16 protein-coding genes are annotated in these 17,302 nt (G+C 72.8%); 9 read left to right on the forward strand and 7 right to left on the reverse strand.

The window, feature by feature from the left end; genetic code table 11:
* Nucleotides 1-79 precede the first annotated feature (79 nt).
* On the reverse strand, nt 80-1,831 hold the full coding sequence (locus ACFWI4_RS13130) for a trypsin-like serine protease (RefSeq protein WP_387194613.1): 1,752 nt from the start codon (nt 1,829-1,831) through the stop codon (nt 80-82).
* A 456-nt stretch (nt 1,832-2,287) separates the two neighbouring features.
* On the opposite strand from ACFWI4_RS13130, the gene ACFWI4_RS13135 reads away from it, so the two are divergent.
* The 4 genes from ACFWI4_RS13135 (at nt 2,288) to ACFWI4_RS13150 (ending at nt 5,969) form a co-directional block, all read left to right on the forward strand.
* On the forward strand, nt 2,288-3,523 hold the full coding sequence (locus ACFWI4_RS13135; RefSeq protein ID WP_387194616.1) for a S1C family serine protease: 1,236 nt from the start codon (nt 2,288-2,290) through the stop codon (nt 3,521-3,523).
* 14 nt (nt 3,524-3,537) lie between these two features.
* Entirely contained in the window at nt 3,538-3,717 is a 180-nt protein-coding gene (locus ACFWI4_RS13140) for a hypothetical protein (protein ID WP_387194619.1), read from the forward strand.
* A 78-nt stretch (nt 3,718-3,795) separates the two neighbouring features.
* Complete coding sequence (locus tag ACFWI4_RS13145) at nt 3,796-4,527, forward strand: response regulator transcription factor (protein ID WP_037622391.1); 732 nt, start codon at nt 3,796-3,798, stop codon at nt 4,525-4,527.
* A complete protein-coding gene (locus ACFWI4_RS13150; protein ID WP_387194622.1) occupies nt 4,527-5,969 on the forward strand; it encodes an ATP-binding protein in 1,443 nt (480 codons plus the stop codon). The genes ACFWI4_RS13145 and ACFWI4_RS13150 overlap by 1 nt, the downstream gene beginning before the upstream one ends.
* 72 nt (nt 5,970-6,041) lie before the next feature.
* Here the strand turns inward: ACFWI4_RS13150 and ACFWI4_RS13155 are convergent, their stop codons facing one another.
* Entirely contained in the window at nt 6,042-7,838 is a 1,797-nt protein-coding gene (locus ACFWI4_RS13155; RefSeq protein WP_387194625.1) for a bifunctional metallophosphatase/5'-nucleotidase, read from the reverse strand.
* A gap of 342 nt (nt 7,839-8,180) precedes the next feature.
* On the opposite strand from ACFWI4_RS13155, the gene mshD reads away from it, so the two are divergent.
* Nucleotides 8,181-9,107, forward strand: coding sequence for a mycothiol synthase (gene mshD, locus ACFWI4_RS13160; protein WP_387194628.1), 927 nt, complete (start codon nt 8,181-8,183; stop codon nt 9,105-9,107).
* Nucleotides 9,108-9,212: 105 nt separating this feature from the next.
* Here mshD and ACFWI4_RS13165 read toward each other — a convergent pair whose 3' ends face one another.
* Genes ACFWI4_RS13165 through ACFWI4_RS13185 form a run of 5 tightly spaced genes read right to left on the reverse strand, consistent with a single transcriptional unit; the run spans nt 9,213 to nt 13,819 of the window.
* Nucleotides 9,213-9,956, reverse strand: coding sequence for an ABC transporter (locus ACFWI4_RS13165; RefSeq protein WP_387194631.1), 744 nt, complete (start codon nt 9,954-9,956; stop codon nt 9,213-9,215).
* The gene (locus tag ACFWI4_RS13170; RefSeq protein WP_387194634.1) at nt 9,944-11,515 is read right to left on the reverse strand and encodes an ABC transporter permease; all 1,572 of its coding nucleotides are present in this window, start codon (nt 11,513-11,515) and stop codon (nt 9,944-9,946) included. The genes ACFWI4_RS13165 and ACFWI4_RS13170 overlap by 13 nt, the downstream gene beginning before the upstream one ends.
* Nucleotides 11,512-12,372, reverse strand: a complete 861-nt coding sequence (locus tag ACFWI4_RS13175) for an ABC transporter ATP-binding protein (RefSeq protein WP_387194637.1) — start codon at nt 12,370-12,372, stop codon at nt 11,512-11,514. The genes ACFWI4_RS13170 and ACFWI4_RS13175 overlap by 4 nt, the downstream gene beginning before the upstream one ends.
* Nucleotides 12,369-13,280, reverse strand: a complete 912-nt coding sequence (locus ACFWI4_RS13180; RefSeq protein WP_387194640.1) for a zf-HC2 domain-containing protein — start codon at nt 13,278-13,280, stop codon at nt 12,369-12,371. Before ACFWI4_RS13180 ends, ACFWI4_RS13175 begins: the two co-directional genes overlap by 4 nt.
* A complete protein-coding gene (locus ACFWI4_RS13185; protein WP_385399665.1) occupies nt 13,277-13,819 on the reverse strand; it encodes an RNA polymerase sigma factor in 543 nt (180 codons plus the stop codon). Before ACFWI4_RS13185 ends, ACFWI4_RS13180 begins: the two co-directional genes overlap by 4 nt.
* Nucleotides 13,820-14,008: 189 nt before the next feature.
* Between ACFWI4_RS13185 and ACFWI4_RS13190 the strand changes: the two genes are divergently transcribed.
* The 4 genes from ACFWI4_RS13190 to ACFWI4_RS13205 are packed head-to-tail and all read left to right on the forward strand — an operon-like array spanning nt 14,009 to nt 17,197.
* Complete coding sequence (locus ACFWI4_RS13190) at nt 14,009-14,395, forward strand: GntR family transcriptional regulator (RefSeq protein WP_387194685.1); 387 nt, start codon at nt 14,009-14,011, stop codon at nt 14,393-14,395.
* Nucleotides 14,392-15,315, forward strand: a complete 924-nt coding sequence (locus tag ACFWI4_RS13195; RefSeq protein ID WP_387194643.1) for an ABC transporter ATP-binding protein — start codon at nt 14,392-14,394, stop codon at nt 15,313-15,315. Before ACFWI4_RS13190 ends, ACFWI4_RS13195 begins: the two co-directional genes overlap by 4 nt.
* Nucleotides 15,312-16,265: a hypothetical protein gene (locus ACFWI4_RS13200; RefSeq protein ID WP_387194647.1), complete on the forward strand. Its 954-nt coding sequence runs from the start codon at nt 15,312-15,314 to the stop codon at nt 16,263-16,265. Before ACFWI4_RS13195 ends, ACFWI4_RS13200 begins: the two co-directional genes overlap by 4 nt.
* Complete coding sequence (locus ACFWI4_RS13205) at nt 16,262-17,197, forward strand: hypothetical protein (protein ID WP_387194650.1); 936 nt, start codon at nt 16,262-16,264, stop codon at nt 17,195-17,197. Before ACFWI4_RS13200 ends, ACFWI4_RS13205 begins: the two co-directional genes overlap by 4 nt.
* The last annotated feature ends 105 nt before the right edge of the window (nt 17,198-17,302 follow it).

Here is a 17,302-nt window from a genome sequence, read left to right on the forward strand (position 1 = left end):
ATCCCCGCGCCCCTGAGGGGACGCGGGGATCTCTCTGTGCCGTGCGCCGCACCGCGTGCCGCACCAGGTCCCGCGAGACCTAGAACAGCAGGTTGTACTGGTTGAAGCCGGTGCCCAGGCTCTTGCGGGTGCCGAAGAGGCTGCTGGAGGCCTTGCCGGTGCCCGGGTAGAGCCAGAGCGTGCCGCCCGAGTCACGGGTGATCACGTCGGCGATGCCGTCACCGGTCACGTCGCCGTTGGCCACGTACGAGGTGAAGTTCCAGCCCGTACGCGCCTGGACCCGCGCGGAGAACGGGGTCTTCTCGACCTGCGTGCCCCGGTAGAGGTACAGGACGCCGGAGCTGTTGCGGACCAGCAGGTCGGCGCGGCCGTCGCCTGACAGGTCGCCGTGACCGAAGATCCTGACGTTCTTCCACGCCCTGTCGACGATCTTGACGCGGCCGTAGAACTGGCCGGTGCCCTTGCCCGGGTAGAGGTAGACCGAACCGTCCGCGTCCACCGCGACCAGGTCGGGGCGGGCGTCACCGGTCAGGTCGCCGGGGACGGCGTACGACTTGTAGCCGCCCCACACCGAGCTGATCTGCATCCACTCGAACTGGCCCGAGGCGTGGTTCATGTAGCTGCGGTAGAGCTTGCCGTCACCCTTGTCCCGCATGATCAGGTCCTGGTAGAAGTCCCGGTCCAGATCGGCCTGGAGGACCCAGCTCGCGTTCTGCCAGTTGTTGCCCTGGTAGGCGCGGGCGGACAGCGAGGTGCCCTTGCTGTCCTGCTCGAACAGCCCGCCGGACGGCGTGCGCTCCAGCAGGTCGGCACGGCCGTCGAAGGTCAGGTCCGCGTCGTCGATACGGGGCTGGGCCGCCCAGGTGTACGAGGACACCTTGGTGAACACCGGGTAGGCGCCCTGGGCGGTGCAGCCGGAGACGCCCCAGGAGACGAGGCCGATGATCTTTCCGCCGAACATCACCGGGCCGCCGGAGTCACCGTTGCAGGGGCTCTTGGTGCCCTGGTCCGTGCCGGTCGCGGGCGTGCCCGCGCAGAACATCGAGCCCTCGACGAAATCGTCCTCGTGGAGGACCGAGTTCATCGCGCTGTTGCAGGTCGCGTCCGAGACCAGCGGCAGGGTGACCTTGCGCAGGTTCGCCGACAGGTCGGCGCCCGCGGCGCCCGAGGTCAGACCCCAGCCGTAGACGGTCGCGGAGTTGCCGGCCTTGTACGAGGCGCTGTCGCCCGCGGACACCAGCTTGGCCCACTGCTGCTCCAGCGGACGGTCCAGGGTGAGGACCGCGATGTCGTTCTGGAGGGTCGAGCTGTTGAAGTGCGGGTGGTTCCACTGGCGGTAGACGCCCGCGACGGTGCCGTTGGTGCTGTCCAGCAGACCGGTGGCGCCGGCGACGACCGCGCCGTTGTCCGCCCAGTCCAGACCGGCGACGCAGTGGGCCGCCGTCAGGACCTTGTTCGGGGCGACGAGGGTACCGCCGCAGAAGTAGCCGGTCCCCGCCGCGCTGTCGAAGTAGGAGAGCTGGACCATCCACGGCGCGGAGGAGATCGTCGTCTCGGTGCCGCCGATGATGAACGGCGTCTTCTTGGGTGCCGTGTCCGCGGTCGCCCGGGTCCTGGCGGCCTCGACGACGCGGTGGCGCAGCTCCTTGTCGGAGGCGGTCGGCGCGGGCGCCGCCGTGGACAGGGCGACGCTCGCGTCGGGCAGTCCGGCCGGGTCACCGGCCGCGGAGGCGGGCTGTGCCGCGAGGGCGCAGGTCAGCGCCAGCGCGAGAGCGGCCGTCGGCAACGCCGTGGCGTGGCGTCTCCAGCGGTCGCGCAGGGCAGGTATCACTCAGGACTCCTGGTGTGGGTGCGTGCTGCTGCTCGTCAGAGGCCCGAGAAGGGCGTACGACGCACCGGCCCGACGGTCGACGGCGAGCGCGCGTCGACATCGGGCGTAACCGCGGAGCCCCCCTCCGGCCCGGGAATCGTAGGCCCCACGGATCGCTCCGGACACGGCCCGCACCGGGGTCGGGAGAGTGTTCGTCCCCGCCGTTCCGGGACATCACCCGAGCGCAACCCGCCGTTCGCCGGAGCGGGACGGAAGCCCGCGCGGCGCCCTTGCCGGATACGCGGCGGCGGGACCCGCGTCGCCGCCGCGGCGCGGCTCACAGGCCGTTCTCATGAGGTCCGCAGGGTTCTCCGGGCCGGTTCACAGAAAGCGTCTTTATATCGGGCATACGAGGTTCTGTCGGGCTTCTCAGGGGCCACTCAGGGAGCTCTCATGATCGGGGGACAGTCTTTTTTCATGACCGACAGCTTCCGCCGCAACGGCGAGTACCCCCAGGGCGACCACCACGGGTCCGCGTACCCGGAGCAGCAGTCGCAGCCCTCTTCCCCCGTGAACCCCGAGTGGCCCCCGCCGCCGGCGTACGACCCGTCGGGGCCGGTCCACGTCGAGCCCGGCACGACCGTGTGGCCGGGTGCCGGCCAGGGCGGCAGCGGCGGGGGCGGCGGACACACCGCCGGTCCCTACGCCGGTTACCCCGAGCCCGGCCCCGACGACCGGGCCGGCTCCACCGCGGCCTTCGCGACGGTGGCCCCCGGCCAGGCCGGACCGCCCTCCGCCCCCGCCCAGGCCCCGGCCGGCAGGCGGCGCGCCAAGGGCCCGTTCGCGCTGCTCGCCGCGGTGGCGATCGTCGCCGCGGCGATCGGCGGCGGCACGGCGTACGCCTTCCAGGAGCTGACCGGCAACGACACCGTCGCCGCGAGCAGCAGCACCAGCGCGAACGTGGTGCCCACCAGCCAGCGCGGCACGGTCGCGGGCGTCGCCAAGGCGGTCAGCCCGAGCATCGTGGAGATCGGCGCGACCTCGAACGCGGGCTCGTCCACCGGCTCGGGCGTGATCATCACGACCGGCGGGGAGATCATCACCAACAACCACGTCGTCTCGGGCGCCTCCGAGATCAAGGTCCAGCTGAGCGACGGCAAGTCGTACACCGCGAAGGTCGTCGGCACCGACAGCAAGAAGGACCTGGCGCTGATCAAGCTGGACAACGCCCCGTCCGGTCTGAAGCCGGCGACGCTCGGCAACTCCGACGGCGTCCAGGTCGGCGACCAGGTCGTCGCGATCGGCTCCCCCGAGGGCCTGACCGGCACCGTCACCAGCGGCATCGTCTCCGCCCTCGACCGTGACGTGACCGTCTCCACCGACGAGAGCCAGGGCCAGCAGCAACAGGGCGGCGGCAACGGCCAGTGGCCGTTCGAGTTCGGCGGCCGGCAGTTCAACGGCGACACCGGCTCCTCCACCACGACGTACAAGGCCCTCCAGACCGACGCCTCGCTCAACCCGGGCAACTCCGGCGGCGCCCTCATCGACATGAACGGCAACATCGTCGGCATCAACTCCGCGATGTACTCCGCCGCTTCGGACTCCTCGTCCTCCTCGTCGAGCGCGGGCAGCGTGGGCCTCGGCTTCGCCATCCCGATCAACACCGTCAAGTCCGACCTGGCAACGCTGCGGGCCGGCGGTTCCGACAGCTGACCCCGGAGGTCGCCATGATGATCAAGCGCGTACCGCACACCACGACCGCCGCGGGCGCGGCCGGACTCGGCCTCGCCCTGGCCGTCGCCCGCGAGCTGCACGCACCCGCCGGGCGCGCCCCCGAACTGGCGCCCGCCGTCTCCCGGCCCAAGCAGCACCGGACCTCCGGCCGACGCCGTACCGCACGCGGCTGATCCCCACCGGCGCAGCCGCGAACGTGCGAGGCTGAAAGCACCCGATCACGCCCATCCCACCCGAGGAACCCGACACCCATGAGCTCCGCCGAAGGCGACCGTGACACCCAGCGCATCCTGATCGTCGACGACGAGCCGGCCGTGCGCGACGCACTCAAGCGCAGCCTCGCCTTCGAGGGGTACGACACCGAGGTCGCGGTCGACGGCGCGGACGCCCTGGAGAAGGCGACGGCCTACCAGCCCGACCTGGTCGTCCTCGACATCCAGATGCCCCGGATGGACGGCCTCACCGCGGCCCGCCGGATGCGCGGCGCGGGCACCACCACGCCGATCCTGATGCTGACGGCCCGGGACACGGTCGGCGACCGGGTCACCGGGCTGGACGCGGGGGCGGACGACTACCTCGTCAAGCCGTTCGAGCTCGACGAACTCTTCGCCCGTATCCGCGCGTTGCTGCGGCGCAGCTCGTACGCGGCCTCCGCGGGCGCGGTGGTCGAGGACGACGCGCTGACCTTCGGCGACCTGCGCATGGACCTGTCGACGCGCGAGGTCACCCGTGCGGGGCGGCCGGTGGAGCTCACCCGCACCGAGTTCACCCTGCTGGAGATGTTCCTGGCCCACCCGCGCCAGGTCCTCACCCGCGAACAGATCCTGAAGGCCGTCTGGGGCTTCGACTTCGAGCCGTCGTCGAACTCCCTCGACGTCTACGTCATGTACCTGCGCCGCAAGACGGAGGCGGGCGGCGAACCGCGCCTGGTCCACACGGTGCGGGGCGTGGGGTACGTGCTGCGGTCCGGCGGCGCGGAGTGATGCGCGGCTTCAGGTCCCTGCCCCTGCGCTCCCGCCTGGCCCTGCTGGTCGCGGCGGCGGTGGCGTTCGCGGTGGCGGCGGTCTCGGTGACGTGCTGGTTCATCGTCCAGGGGAAGTTGTACGACCAGGTCGACGCTCAGCTTGGTGACGCACATTTCAGGTTGACCGAGCCTCAGATCACGGCGTTGCTCGCGTCCTGCCCGAAGAACGTGGCCGGATCCTCCGATGCCATGCGCCCCAGGGACTACTACGTGCAGGTGGTCAAGCCGAACGGCGCTTCATGCGTGTTCAGCGACTCCGCCGGTGTCGTGAAGACCACGCCGCGGGACGCGAGTATCGCCGCGAACCCCGATCAGAGCACGCCGACGTTCCACAACACCACTGATTCCCATGGCAACGACGTACGGGTCCTGACCTCACCCCTTGTGATGGGGTTCGGCCCCGGCGCCCAGCTCTACCCGGACGTGGCGCTCACAGTCGGCGTGTCGCTTCAGGACACCCAGAAGACCCTCAACGACCTCGCCCTCGTCCTCCTGCTCGTCGGCGGCATCGGAGTCGTTGGCGCCGGTGCGGCCGGGCTCTGGGTCGCGCGGGCCGGGCTTCGTCCTGTGGACAAGCTCACCGACGCCGTGGAACACGTCGCCCGCACCGAGGACCTGACCATCCGCATCCCCGTGGACGAGGACAGCGACGACGAGATCGCCCGCCTCTCCCGCTCCTTCAACTCGATGACCGCCTCCCTGGCGAGCTCGCGCGAGCTGCAGCAGCAGCTGATCGCCGACGCCGGCCACGAGCTCCGCACGCCGCTCACCTCCCTGCGCACGAACATCGAACTCCTCACCCGGAGCGAGGAGATCGGCCGTCCGATCCCCCCGGCGGACCGCAAGGCGCTGCTCGCCTCGGTGAAGGCCCAGATGACCGAGCTGGCGGCACTGATCGGCGACCTCCAGACGCTGTCGCGGTCGGACGCCGGGCACACCGCCGACCGGGTGGAGGTCGTGGCGCTCCAGGACACCGTGGAAGCGGCCCTGCGCAGGGCCCGGCTGCGCGGCCCGGAGCTGACGATCACCTCCGGTCTGGAACCCTGGTTCGTCCGGGCGGAGCCCTCCGCGCTGGAGCGGGCCATCGTGAACATCCTCGACAACGCGGTGAAGTTCAGCCCCCCGGGCGGTGCGGTCGACGTCCGGCTCAAGGACGGCGAGCTGACCGTGCGCGACCACGGCCCCGGCATCCCCGTCGACGAACTCCCCCACGTCTTCGACCGCTTCTGGCGTTCCCCGGACGCGCGGGCCCTGCCCGGCTCGGGCCTCGGCCTGTCCATCGTGGCCCGCACGGTCCAGCAGTGCGGCGGCGAGGTGACGCTGAGTCCCGCGGAGGGCGGCGGCACGATCGCGGCCGTACGGCTCCCGGGCGCTCCGACACCCCCGCCCGACACCCTCTGACCGACCCCCGGTCATGAGCGAGCCCCCACCCGGCACGGGTGGGGGCTCGCTGCCGTCCGCTGTGCGGGCCGGTTACTGGACGATCGTGATCCGGTCCGCCGCCGGGACCGGGTACGGCGTCGTGGCCGAGGAGTTGGCCGTCAGATAGGCGCCCAGAGCGGCGAGGTCGTCCTCGCCGACCCGGACGTTGGTGCCCTTGCCGAGCTCGGCGAAGCCGTCGCCGCCGCCCGCGAGGAAGGAGTTCATCGCGACGCGGTAGGTGGCGGCCGGGTCGACCGCCGTGCCGTTCAGCTTCACCGAGCCGGCGACGACACGCGCCGCGCCGGACTTGGTCAGGTCGAGGGTGTAGGTCAGCCCCCTGGAGATCTGGAGGATCTTCGGGGAGGCCTCGTTGGCCCCGCTGACCTGCTGCTGGAGCGCGGTGATCACCTGTGCGCCGGTGAGGTCGACCAGGTTGACGGTGTTGGCGAACGGCTGGACCGTGTACGCCTCCCCGTAGGTCACGACGCCGTCGCCCTCACCGCCGCTCGACGCGTAGGTGAGCCCGGCGCGGATCCCGCCCGGGTTCATCACCGCGAGGTCGGCCTCCGGGTCGACCGACTTGGCGTAGGCGAGCTGGGCGTCGGCGATCAGGTCACCGGCCTGGGACTCGGTGCCGGTGTTGTTGATGTCGCCCGCGATGTAGCCGAGGGGACGCGAGGCGACCGGCGCGGAGAGCGCCTTCCACTTGGTGATCAGCGACGTCATGTCGGCGGCCTTGGCGACATCGCGGGTGACCACGTGGTTCGCGGACTTCACCGTCGTACGGGCGATGTCACCGGTCCAGCGGTCGTACGTCAGCGTGGTGTCCGTGTACAGCCGGCCGAAGGAGGAGGCCGAGGTGACCATGCGGGGCCGGCCCGCCGGGTCGGGGATGGTGCACGCGTACGCCTGGTGGGTGTGACCGGTGATCAGCGCGTCCACGGCCGGGGTGACGTTCTTGGCGATGTCGACGATCGGTCCGGAGATGCCGTCACCGGCGCCGGGGCTGTCGCAGTCGTAGTTGTACGCCGTCGACGCGGGCGCGCCGCCCTCGTGGATCAGCGCCACGATCGACTTCACGCCCTGGCGCTGGAGCTCCTTGGCGTACTTGTTGATCGTCTCGACCTCGTCGCCGAACTTCAGGCCCTTGACGCCCTCGGCGGACACGATGTTCGGCGTGCCCTCCAGCGTGACGCCGATGAAGCCGATCTTGACGCCGTTCTTCTTCCAGACCCAGTAGGGCTTGAGGATCGGCTTGCCGGTCTTCTCGTCGGTCGCGTTCGCGGCGAGGTAGGGGAAGTCGGCGCCGGTGAACTTCTTGCCGCCGTAGCAGCCGTCCGTGGGGTGGCAGCCGCCCTTCTGGAGCCGGGCCAGCTCCTTGGCACCCTCGTCGAACTCGTGGTTGCCGACCGAAGTGACGTCCAGGTCGAGGCCGTTGAGCGCCTCGATCGTCGGTTCGTCGTGGAAGAGGCCGGAGATCAGCGGGGAGGCGCCGACCATGTCACCGGCGGCCGCCGTGATCGAGTACTTGTGCCCCTTGCGGGCGTCGCGCAGATGCGTGGCCAGGTACTCGACACCGCCCGCGTCGACGTTCTTCGTCGTGCCGTCCGCCTGGAGCTCCGTGACCCGGCCCGAGGAACCGGTCGGCGGCTCCAGATTGCCGTGCAGGTCGTTGAAGGACAGCAACTGGACGTCCTGGTAACGGCCGCTGCCGTGGTGGTGCGACGGCGTCCCCCTGTCCTGGTGCGCGCTCGCCGGGATCGCGGCGGCCAGCGCCCCGACGGTGGCGAGCCCGGCGGCGGCCGCGAGGAGGCGATGACTGCGTCTGGACCGGATCGTGGGCGGCATGGTTCCCCCTGGAGAACGGTGAGAGGCCGAAACGGTGTGCCGTGCGTGAGCCGGGCGGGTGGTGCGTGCCCTGTGTGCCGCGAACCGTGCGCGCGAGCGGACGATCAGCCGCGGCTTTGCACGCACTTTAGATTCAACGCGCGTAGCGCGAAAGGGGGTTCGGCGTTACGGAGTGATTGCCATCAGCGCACCGGGAACCGACGGGCAGGTCACCGGGAGCCGGCGGCCAGGTCCCTGGACCCCGCCGGCGTACCACCGGCCTGCGCCCCCGGCCCCGCCACGACCCGTGTCCGCGGCGCCCAACTCCTTGTCCCTCCACCGCCGAGCCGTACCCTCGTATGCATGACCAGCGACGACGTGGCACCCTTCGCCCTCTCCCGCTCCATCGAGGCCTTCTCCGTGCTCTCCCCGGACCAGGCCGAGGACGTGCTCCGGCTGCTCGCGGAAGCCGCTCGGGCCGATGGTCAGCAGGCCGTGTCCGAGCAGGGACGGCTCCAGCTGAAGGGCGGAGGCCGTGAGGGCGTCCGGCACCTCCTGCTGACCGTCGGCGACGAACTGGTCGGCTACGCACAGCTGGAGGACACCGACCCGGTCGAGGCCCCGGCCGCCGAACTGGTCGTCCATCCCTCGCACCGGGGGCACGGTCACGGGCGGGCGCTCGGCTCGGCGATGCTCAACGAGTCCGGGAAGCGGCTGCGGGTCTGGGCACACGGCGGCCACTCCGCCGCCCGGCACCTCGCCCAGGTCCTGGGCCTCACCCTCTTCCGCGAACTGCGCCAGATGCGGCGCCCGTTGGAGACACTGGACCTGCCCGAGCCGAAGCTGCCGGAGGGCGTGACCGTCCGCACCTTCGTACCGGGCGAGGACGACGCCGCCTGGCTCGCCGTGAACGCCGCCGCCTTCGCCCACCACCCCGAGCAGGGCTCGCTGACCCAGCGCGACCTGGACGACCGGACCGCCGAGCCGTGGTTCGACCCGGCCGGCTTCTTCCTCGCCTTCCGCGGCGACGAACTCGTCGGCTTCCACTGGACCAAGGTGCACGCCGAGGAGGGCCTGGGCGAGGTGTACGTCCTCGGTGTGCGCCCCGGCGCCCAGGGCGGCGGCCTCGGCAAGGCGCTGACCACGATCGGACTGCGCCATCTCGCCGCGCAGGCCCTGCCCACGGCGATGCTCTACGTCGACGCCGACAACAAGGCGGCGGTCACGGTCTACGAGCGGCTGGGCTTCGTCACCCACGAGACGGACCTGATGTACCGGACGGAGTCCTGAGCCACCGGGACGTGGTCCCGGGCGTTCGGCTCAAGGTCCCGGGTGGTCGGGACACGGTCCCGGTCCTGAGCACCCGGGGCTCGGGCACCGCCCGGCGAGCCGGAGTCAGCGCTGGGCGAGGAAGGCCGTCCGGCGCCGCCGCAGGGGTTCGGCCAGCAGGAGGGCTCCCGCCAGCACGGCCGTGACCAGCACGCCCGCCCAGCGCCGGTGCGAGTCGTTCCAGTCCGGGTCGGACGGTCCGACGAACATCTCCCAGCGTGTGGGCAGCAGCAGGGCGGCGGCGAGGAACGCGCCCACGAGTCCGGCGGATATCGCGATCCCCGGTTCGCCGGACTCCGAGTACCGCACGGCGGCGAGCGCGGAGGCCAGCGCGAGCACCATGACGGCGGCCGCCTCCAGGGTGACCGCGCCCTCCGGGGGCCGGCTCTTGGCGGGTATGAGGAACAGGGCCGCCGTCCAGCACGCCGCGGCGAGCGGCACGACCAGAGCCAGCCTCAGTCCGGTCCGCACCGGGCGCCTGACCGGCACCGTGGCCGTGGTGTGCCGGGCCGGGTCGTCGAGCACGAACGCCAGCCCCACCGCGAAGGCGAGGGCGGAGGCCCGCAGGAGGTTCAGACACAGCCAGGTCTCCGGTGTCCCGTCGGCCGTCCGGGAGAGGGCGGCCGGCACCAGCCCGACGACGGCTCCCGTGATCAGGGCCCATCGCGGCAGAGCGCGCCAGACGGGACGGACCAGGGCGCGGGCCACGGCGTGGACGGGCGGGGGCCCGGCGTGAACCGGTGGCTGCCCGGCGGTTTCGGCGGAGCGGTCCGCGGAGGTTCCTCCGCCCGTCTTCGTCAGTCCCCGCACGAGCCGCTCCCGGAGTCGGCCGCGGTTCCCTTGCCGCCGGCCGGGACGCCGAACAGCTCGGCCACCCGTGCCGTGGACGTCTTCGGGGACGTCAGCTCCGTCCAGTGCGCCTTGACCTTCGCGGCGACGCTGTAGTGCGGCTGTCCGAGCAGTTCGCGCACCACGGTGGTCTGCTGGGCGGACATGGAGACGGGGCTCGTGGGGGCCAGCGCCACGGCCGGGCCCTTGATGCTGTCGTCGAGGCGGACGTTGCGCAGGGAGGCGAGCGGGTCGGACTGGGTGCTCAGGGCGAGCCACATGACGGTCACCACGCGGGCGTCGCACATCTGGCCCGCGGTCTTCTCGTCGCCCGCGACCAGGACCGAGGCGACGCCGACCGCGAACTCGGGGAGACGGTTGCCGCCCCAGCGCGTGCCCACGGTCACCGTTCCCGGGGTGGCGGACGGGGGGATCGCGGCATCGCTCTGGAGGCCGTAGCGGGCGTCGATCCGCTGGCGCACGGTCAGCCGCTCGCCTCCGGCGGAACCGCCCGCGCGGGACTGGATGCGGTCGACGGATGCGGCCCAGTCGGCGGTGCGGCCTTCCCACTCCGGGAAGGCGCAGTACGTGGACCGTCCGTGCCGTACGCAGGTCTGCACCTGCTGCGGGCTCACGGACGCCTTGTCACGGGCCGCGATCAGGGAGGCAGGCTCGCCGGGGGACTGCCCGGCCACGCCGACGGCCGTCGCGGCGACGGCGAGCACGGTCGCCGACGTGACCAGTCGCGACCGGCCGCCGCTCACCAGCACGGCGGCACACAGCAGCGCGACCGCGAGACCCGTCAGGTACAGCGCGTGCCAGGCGGCCGGGCGGCCCAGCAGCTCGGAGGGGAAGGGGTCCGCACCCATGTCCTCGACGACCGGTCCGAGCCAGCGGACCCAGTGCGTTCCCTGGGTGAGCGCGGAGACCAGGCTGGTGACGACGAACACGCCGACCACGAAGGGCGGCGCGAGGAAGCCGACCGGTATCACCCGGGCGAGCAGCACGCCCAGGACGCCGGCCAGCAGGACGACCAGCGGGCCCACGACGAGTTCGGCGGGGGAGCCGTGACCGACGGCGCCGGGCCGAAGCGCGGCCCAGATGTACTGGCCGCCGACGACGAGCGCGACGAGTGCGGCGCAGGGCAGGACGGACAGCGCGTGCGCCACCGTACGCCGCCAGTGCTCCATGGGCAGGATGTCGAAGTGCTCTTCGGTGGAGTGCCGTCGGGACCGCAGCACGGCGCGGTTGACGCAGATGAACACGGCGACGGCGGGGAGCATGGAGGTCGCCTGGGTGGCCCGGTCGACGTCCTGGAGGACCGGGAAGTCGCCCGTCCCGTCACCCGTGGTGAACAGCTGCCAGGCGACGTAGCCGACGTACAGGGCGAGGAAGGCGAGGACCGGGATCTGGAGCAGCAGGTCGCGTGCCTCGAACCGGGCGAGGGCGAGGACCGCCGCCGTGCGGGACTCGGGGCGGGGTGCGGGCGGCTCCACCCCCGTGGGGGCCGCCTGCGTGATGGTGCCGGTGGGGGCGCTCATGCCGCCACCTCCGCGGCCTGGGTGTCGAGGGTGAGCAAGTAGCCGTCCTCCAGGGTCGGTTCGAGAAGGTCGGCGCCCTCGGGCGGGTCGCCGACGTTGCGGAAGGAGCCGCTGCCCGTGCGCCAGCCGGCCCGGGCGGACGGGTCGCGTTCCGTGCTGCTCCACACCCGGCCGGCCGCGCGCTCGGTCAGCTCCGCGGGGGTGCCCTCGAAGCGGATGCGGCCGCCGTCCATGACGATCACGCGGTGGCAGAGCATCGCCACGTCCTCGGTCTGGTGGGTGGAGAGCAGGACGGTGCGGCCTTCTCCCGCCTGGGCGATCAGTTCCCGGAAGCGCATGCGCTGTTCGGGGTCGAGGCCGACGGTGGGTTCGTCGAGGACGAGGAAGCCGGGGTCGCCGACGAGCGCGGCGGCCAGCGCGACCCGCTGGCGCATACCGCCGGAGAGCCGCTTGATGCGCTTGCCCCGGACGTCGGACAGGCCGACGGACTCCAGCACGCGGCGGACCTCGCGGTGCCGGGCGGTGCGGTCGGTGAGTTCCTTGAGGATCGCCACGTAGTCGACGAACTCGAAGGCCGAGAAGTCCTGGTGGAATCCCGGGGTCTGCGGGAGGTAGCCCAGGTCGCGCCGTACCGCCAGACGTCCGGCGGCACTGCCGGGGTCGTTGCCGAGGACGGTGAAGGCACCCTGGTCGGCGGGCACGGCGGTGGCGAGGACCCGCAACAGGGTCGTCTTTCCGGCGCCGTTGGGGCCGAGGAGTCCGGTGACTCCTCGGCCCAGGCGCAGGGAGACGTCGTCGAGGGCGCGCGTGCCGCCGTAGCGGAGCGTCAGGCCGGAGGCGGAGACGGTGGGGATCATGCTGCGTTCCTGTCGGTGAGGTCGGTGAAGGGGAGGTTCGAGGCGTCGAACCGGTCCCGTGCGAGATAAAGGAGTACGGCGGCCAGGGCCGCGACGGCCCCGGCGACGCCCTGTCCGGCCGCGGTGAAGGGGGCCAGGGTGCCGTCGGGCTCCGTGGTCGCCCGGGCCACGGCCAGCAGGGCGACCCAGCCGCCGCCGACGAGCGAGGGGGCGAGGACGGGCCCGAGCCGGGAGGAGAGCGCGAGGCCGGTCGCGGTGAGGGCGAGCGCGGGCAGCAGCCAGGCCAGGGCGTGCAGTCCGTAGGCGGGGAGGGCGAGGGTGGCGAGGCCGCTGAAGCCGAGGCACACGGTCAGGACCGCGACCGTACGGATCATCAGGAGCCGGAAGCCGTGCAGGGGCGATACCACCGCCAGCTCGTAGGTGGGGTCGATCCCGGGGCCGTAGGACACGGCGACCCCGGCGAGCGGCAGCAGCGGTGCGAGGGCGAGGAAGAGGGTGGGGGTGGCCCCGGCACGCACCGCGTCGCCCGCGACCACGGACATGACCAGGAGGGCGACGATCGCGCCCAGCCAGGAGCGGCGCAGGGCGGGTACGGCGGCCAGCAGCCGTGCGGTGTGGTCGGCGACGCCGAGGCGGACGAGCAGCCACTCGACCGGACCCGGCCGCGGGGCGTCGAGTTCGGCGTCGAGCCGCTCCCAGGCCGCGTCCAGGGCGACCGGGTCGCCGACTTCGGCCAGCGTCCCGCGGCACCGCGCGCAGGCGGCGAGGTGGGTGTCGGCCGACCACAGGCGGGGTGCCGCCAACTCGCCCCGTGTGTAGGCCAGGATGTCCTCTTCCGGGACGTGCCAGGCCGTACGGCTGTCACCGCTCATCTCGTCGCCATCGCTTCCGTGACGGTCGTCGCTCATGCCAACGCCTCCCGCAACTGCCTGCGCGCACGCAGTGCCCGCGTCTTGACCGTGCCCGGCGGAATGCCGAGCAGGACGGCCGCTTCCCTGGTGGTGAGTCCGTCGATCACCGTGGCCTGGAGCACCGCCCGGAGTTCGGGCGAGAGCCTGGTCAGCGCGCCCGCCAGGTCGCCGTGTTCGACGCCCGCCAGCACGCGTTCCTCGGCCGAGGCCTCGTCGCGGTGCCGGAGCCTGGCCAGCGCGCTGCGCAGCCGGCCGCGCGCTCCGTCGCCGCGCAGCGTGTCGACGAGGCGGCGTGAGCCGATGCGCCACAGCCAGCCGGCCGGGTCGCCCTCCTCGCGGTAGCGGGCGGTGCCGCGCCAGACCGAGAGGAAGGTCTCCTGGACGACGTCGTCGACGACCCCGGCGTCGGCGCACCGGCCGCGCAGCCGCGCGGTCAGCCATGGCGCGTACCGCCGGTACAGCTCTTCGAAGGCGCGACGGTCCCCGTCCGCCGCGATGGCCCGCAGCAGCTCTCCGTCGCTTCTCGTTTCCCTCACATCCCCTCATCGGACGAGCCCCGCCGATCGGTTCACGGATCCGCGAGAAATTTCCTGACGCCGTCCCGTGCCTGGTGGGCGGCCTGTTCCGCCGCCCGGGCAACCCCCGGCGCGGGCAACCGGCTTGACGGCGGCCACGATCTTGCACCACCCTTTCACTACTCAATTAGTGAAAGGGTGGTTGTCCGAGTGGTCGTGTACCGCATCGACCGGCGCAGTGGCGTCGCCACCTACATGCAGATCGTCCAGCAGACCAAGCAGGCGCTCCGGCTCGGCCTCCTCGAACCGGGCGACCGGCTCCCCACGGCCCGCGAGGTCGTCGAAGCCACCGCGATCAATCCCAACACCGTCCTGAAGGCCTACCGCGAACTGGAGCGCGAGGGACTCGTCGAGGCCAGGCGGGGACTCGGCACCTTCGTCCGCAAGACCCTCGGCGCCGCCCCGGCCGACTCGCCCCTGCGCGAGGAGCTCGACGCCTGGGCCCGCAGCGCCCGCGCCGCCGGCCTCGACCACGAGGACGTGGCCGCGCTGTTCGCCTCCGTACTGGACGCACATTTCCCGAAGGGGGACCAGTGAGTTCCACCGGCACCACCCGATCCACCGTCGCCGTCGAGGCGCGCGGTCTGACCGTGCGCCACGGCCGGCGCTCCGCCGCGGCCCTGGACGACTGCTCCTTCCGCCTCCCGGCCGGGCGCGTCAGCGCCCTCGTCGGCCCCAACGGCGCGGGCAAGTCGACGCTGCTGGCGACCGCCGCCGGACTGCTGCGCCCCACCGCCGGCACCCTCACCGTGCTCGGCACCGACCCCGCCGAGGCCCGCGAACGCATCGCCTACCTGGCACAGGACAAGCCGCTGCACCCCCAGCTCACGATCGCCGAGACCCTGCGGCTGGGCGCCGAGCTCAACCCGGCCCGCTGGGACGCCGCGCACGCCGCCGCGATCGTGGAACAGGGCTCGCTCGACCCCGGCACCAAGGTCCGCAAGCTGTCCGGCGGCCAGCGCACCCGCGTGGCCCTCGCCCTCGCGCTCGGCAAGAGGCCCGAGCTGATGCTGCTGGACGAACCGATGGCCGACCTGGACCCGCTGGCCCGCCACGAACTCCTCGGCACCCTGATGGCCGACGCCGCCGAGCGCGGGACCACGGTCCTGGTGTCCTCGCACATCGTCACCGAACTGGCCGACGCCTGCGACCACCTGCTGCTCCTGGGGAACGGCCGCGTCCGGCTCGGCGGCGGCCTGGACGACCTGCTCCTCGCGCACACCCTCGTGACCGGCCGGGGCACCCCCGCCGACCTCGCCCCGCACCTCGTCGTCGAGTCCCGCACCGCGGGCCGCGGGCTCACGGCGCTCATACGCAACGACGGCCCGGTGGACGACCGCTGGGACGCCGCACCCCCCTCCGTGGAGGAACTCGTCCTCGCCCATCTGCGCTCCCCCGAAGCCCCCGCCCTGCTCACCCCCGGCACGACCACGGCCCCCGCGGCGGTGACCCGATGAGCGCCACCGCCACGAAGGCCACCGCGAGCCGCGGCCTGCCCGTACCGCGCGGCCTGGTCTGGACGGTCCTGCGGCTGCACCGCACCGCGCTGTGGATCTGGACCGGCTTCGTCGTGCTCACCGCCGCACTGCTGCTGTGGCTGTACGGCCCCGGCGCCGCCCACACGCAGCACCTGCTCGACGCCTACGGCTACGCGGGTGTGCAACGCGACGCCTGGACCTCCGGCATCACCGGCTCCACGTTCTCGGGCGTCTACAACGACCTCTTCTACGACCCCTCTTCCCTCCTGGACCTCGCCTCGTTCGGCGTCGCCGTCTTCGCGGCCGGCTCGCTGACCGCCCGCGAACTGGAGAACGGCACCGCCCGGCTCGCCTGGACCCAGTCCGTCACCCCGGCCCGCTGGCTCGCCGCCCGACTCGCGGTGCCCGCGCTGCTCGTCACCGCCGGCACGGGCCTGCTGGTCGTGCTGTACCGGATGCTGTGGACCGCCCACGGCAACCTCCTGCTGGCCGGCATCGGACCGCGGGCCGTGTACTTCTCCATCGGCCCGGCCACGGTCGCCGCGCCGCTCCTCGGTCTGGCCGTCGGCGCGTTCGCGGGTCTCGCACTGCGGCGCACCCTGCCCGCTCTCGCCGTCGCCGGACTCGTGCAGGGCGCCGTCATCACGTTCCGCGCGAACTCCTGGCCCTTCCAGGGCAGTCATCAGCAGCCCGACCTGTCCGCCCACAGCCGCGCGATCACCGCGGCCGGTACGAGGATCCCCGACCCGGGCTGCGAACTCAGCCGCCCCTGTCTGGCCCGGCACCAGATCGTCGGCTTCACCCGCGAGTACCTCCCCTCCCCCGACTACTGGCCCCGCCAGCTCCTGGAGACCGGAGTGATGCTCGCCGCCACCGCGATCCTGGTCGCCGCCGCCTTCGGCGTCCTGAGGCGAAGGGCGACGTCATGAGCACCCTGACCACCCCGCACCCCACGTCCGGCGCGGCCCCGCGGCGCCCGTACCGTCCGTCCGGCCTGACCTGGAGCGTGCTGCGGCTGCACCGTACGGCCCTGTACGCGTGGGGCGCCGCCGTGCTCCTCGCCGCGGCGGGCCTGATCTGGATGCACGCCATCGGCCCCGAGGCCCGCGCGGCCGCCGGCGACTGCGGCCCCTCGGGCGTCCTCTCCGCGGACTGCGGGTTCACGAAGGAGACCGCCGCGGACCGGGTCCACACCTACGGTCTCGACCTGGTCTCCGGGGGCGTCACCTATCTGATGTACGCGGTCGCGCTCTGGGCGGGAGCCGCGCTGACCGGCCGCGAGCTGGAGAGCGGCACGGCGCGGCTGGAGTGGACGCAGTCCGTCACCCCGGCACGCTGGCTCGCCACCCGGCTCGCCGTCCCCGCGGTCCCGCTCGCCGCGGGCACCGCGCTGATGGTCCTGCTCGCCGGCTGGACCCGCCGCGCCGGGAACGGCGAGCCGGCCGACGGCTGGTTCAACACGAACGTCTTCGTCTCCACCGGCCCGGCAGCCGTCGCGTACGCCCTGGCCGGGCTGGCCCTGGGCGCGCTCGCGGGCCTGGTCCTGCGCAGGGCCCTGCCCGCCGCGGCCGCGGCCCTCGCCGCCGCGTACGTCCTGCACGCCGTGCTGGACGCCTTCCGGATGAACCTGTGGCCCGCCGTGAAAGTCACCGGGCAGGCCGCCCTCGACGTCCCGCACGGTGCCCTGGTGCTCGAACGCGGGGCACGGCCGAGCGCCGACGGCCGGTCCGGCATCTGGGCCGTCTACCAGCCGGAGTCCCATTTCTGGCCCCTCCAGCTCGTGGAGAGCGGTCTGCTGCTGGCCGTCGCGGGCATCGCGACCGCGGCCGCCTTCGCGCTGCTGCGTCGCCGCCACGGGTGACCCTCGGTAGCACCGGCAGGGCGCGCGGTGCGGCGCGGGCGGGTGTGTCCACGGTTCCCGGACGCAAGGACGTCCGGGAGCCTCCCCCCGATATCCCGCACGTCA

The organism is Streptomyces sp. NPDC127038 (assembly GCF_042725875.1).
Taxonomy (GTDB): domain Bacteria; phylum Actinomycetota; class Actinomycetes; order Streptomycetales; family Streptomycetaceae; genus Streptomyces.

Excerpts from the sequence above, each read along its gene's own strand:
- ACFWI4_RS13135 (WP_387194616.1), top strand. The coding sequence starts at position 2,288 with ATGACCGACAGCTTCCGCCGCAACGGCGAGTACCCCCAGGGCGACCAC.
- ACFWI4_RS13140 (WP_387194619.1), top strand. The coding sequence starts at position 3,538 with ATGATGATCAAGCGCGTACCGCACACCACGACCGCCGCGGGCGCGGCC.
- ACFWI4_RS13145 (WP_037622391.1), top strand. The coding sequence starts at position 3,796 with ATGAGCTCCGCCGAAGGCGACCGTGACACCCAGCGCATCCTGATCGTC.
- ACFWI4_RS13150 (WP_387194622.1), top strand. The coding sequence starts at position 4,527 with ATGCGCGGCTTCAGGTCCCTGCCCCTGCGCTCCCGCCTGGCCCTGCTG.
- ACFWI4_RS13155 (WP_387194625.1), bottom strand. The coding sequence starts at position 7,838 with ATGCCGCCCACGATCCGGTCCAGACGCAGTCATCGCCTCCTCGCGGCC.
- mshD (WP_387194628.1), top strand. The coding sequence starts at position 8,181 with ATGACCAGCGACGACGTGGCACCCTTCGCCCTCTCCCGCTCCATCGAG.
- ACFWI4_RS13170 (WP_387194634.1), bottom strand. The coding sequence starts at position 11,515 with ATGAGCGCCCCCACCGGCACCATCACGCAGGCGGCCCCCACGGGGGTG.
- ACFWI4_RS13175 (WP_387194637.1), bottom strand. The coding sequence starts at position 12,372 with ATGATCCCCACCGTCTCCGCCTCCGGCCTGACGCTCCGCTACGGCGGC.
- ACFWI4_RS13180 (WP_387194640.1), bottom strand. The coding sequence starts at position 13,280 with ATGAGCGACGACCGTCACGGAAGCGATGGCGACGAGATGAGCGGTGAC.
- ACFWI4_RS13200 (WP_387194647.1), top strand. The coding sequence starts at position 15,312 with ATGAGCGCCACCGCCACGAAGGCCACCGCGAGCCGCGGCCTGCCCGTA.
- ACFWI4_RS13205 (WP_387194650.1), top strand. The coding sequence starts at position 16,262 with ATGAGCACCCTGACCACCCCGCACCCCACGTCCGGCGCGGCCCCGCGG.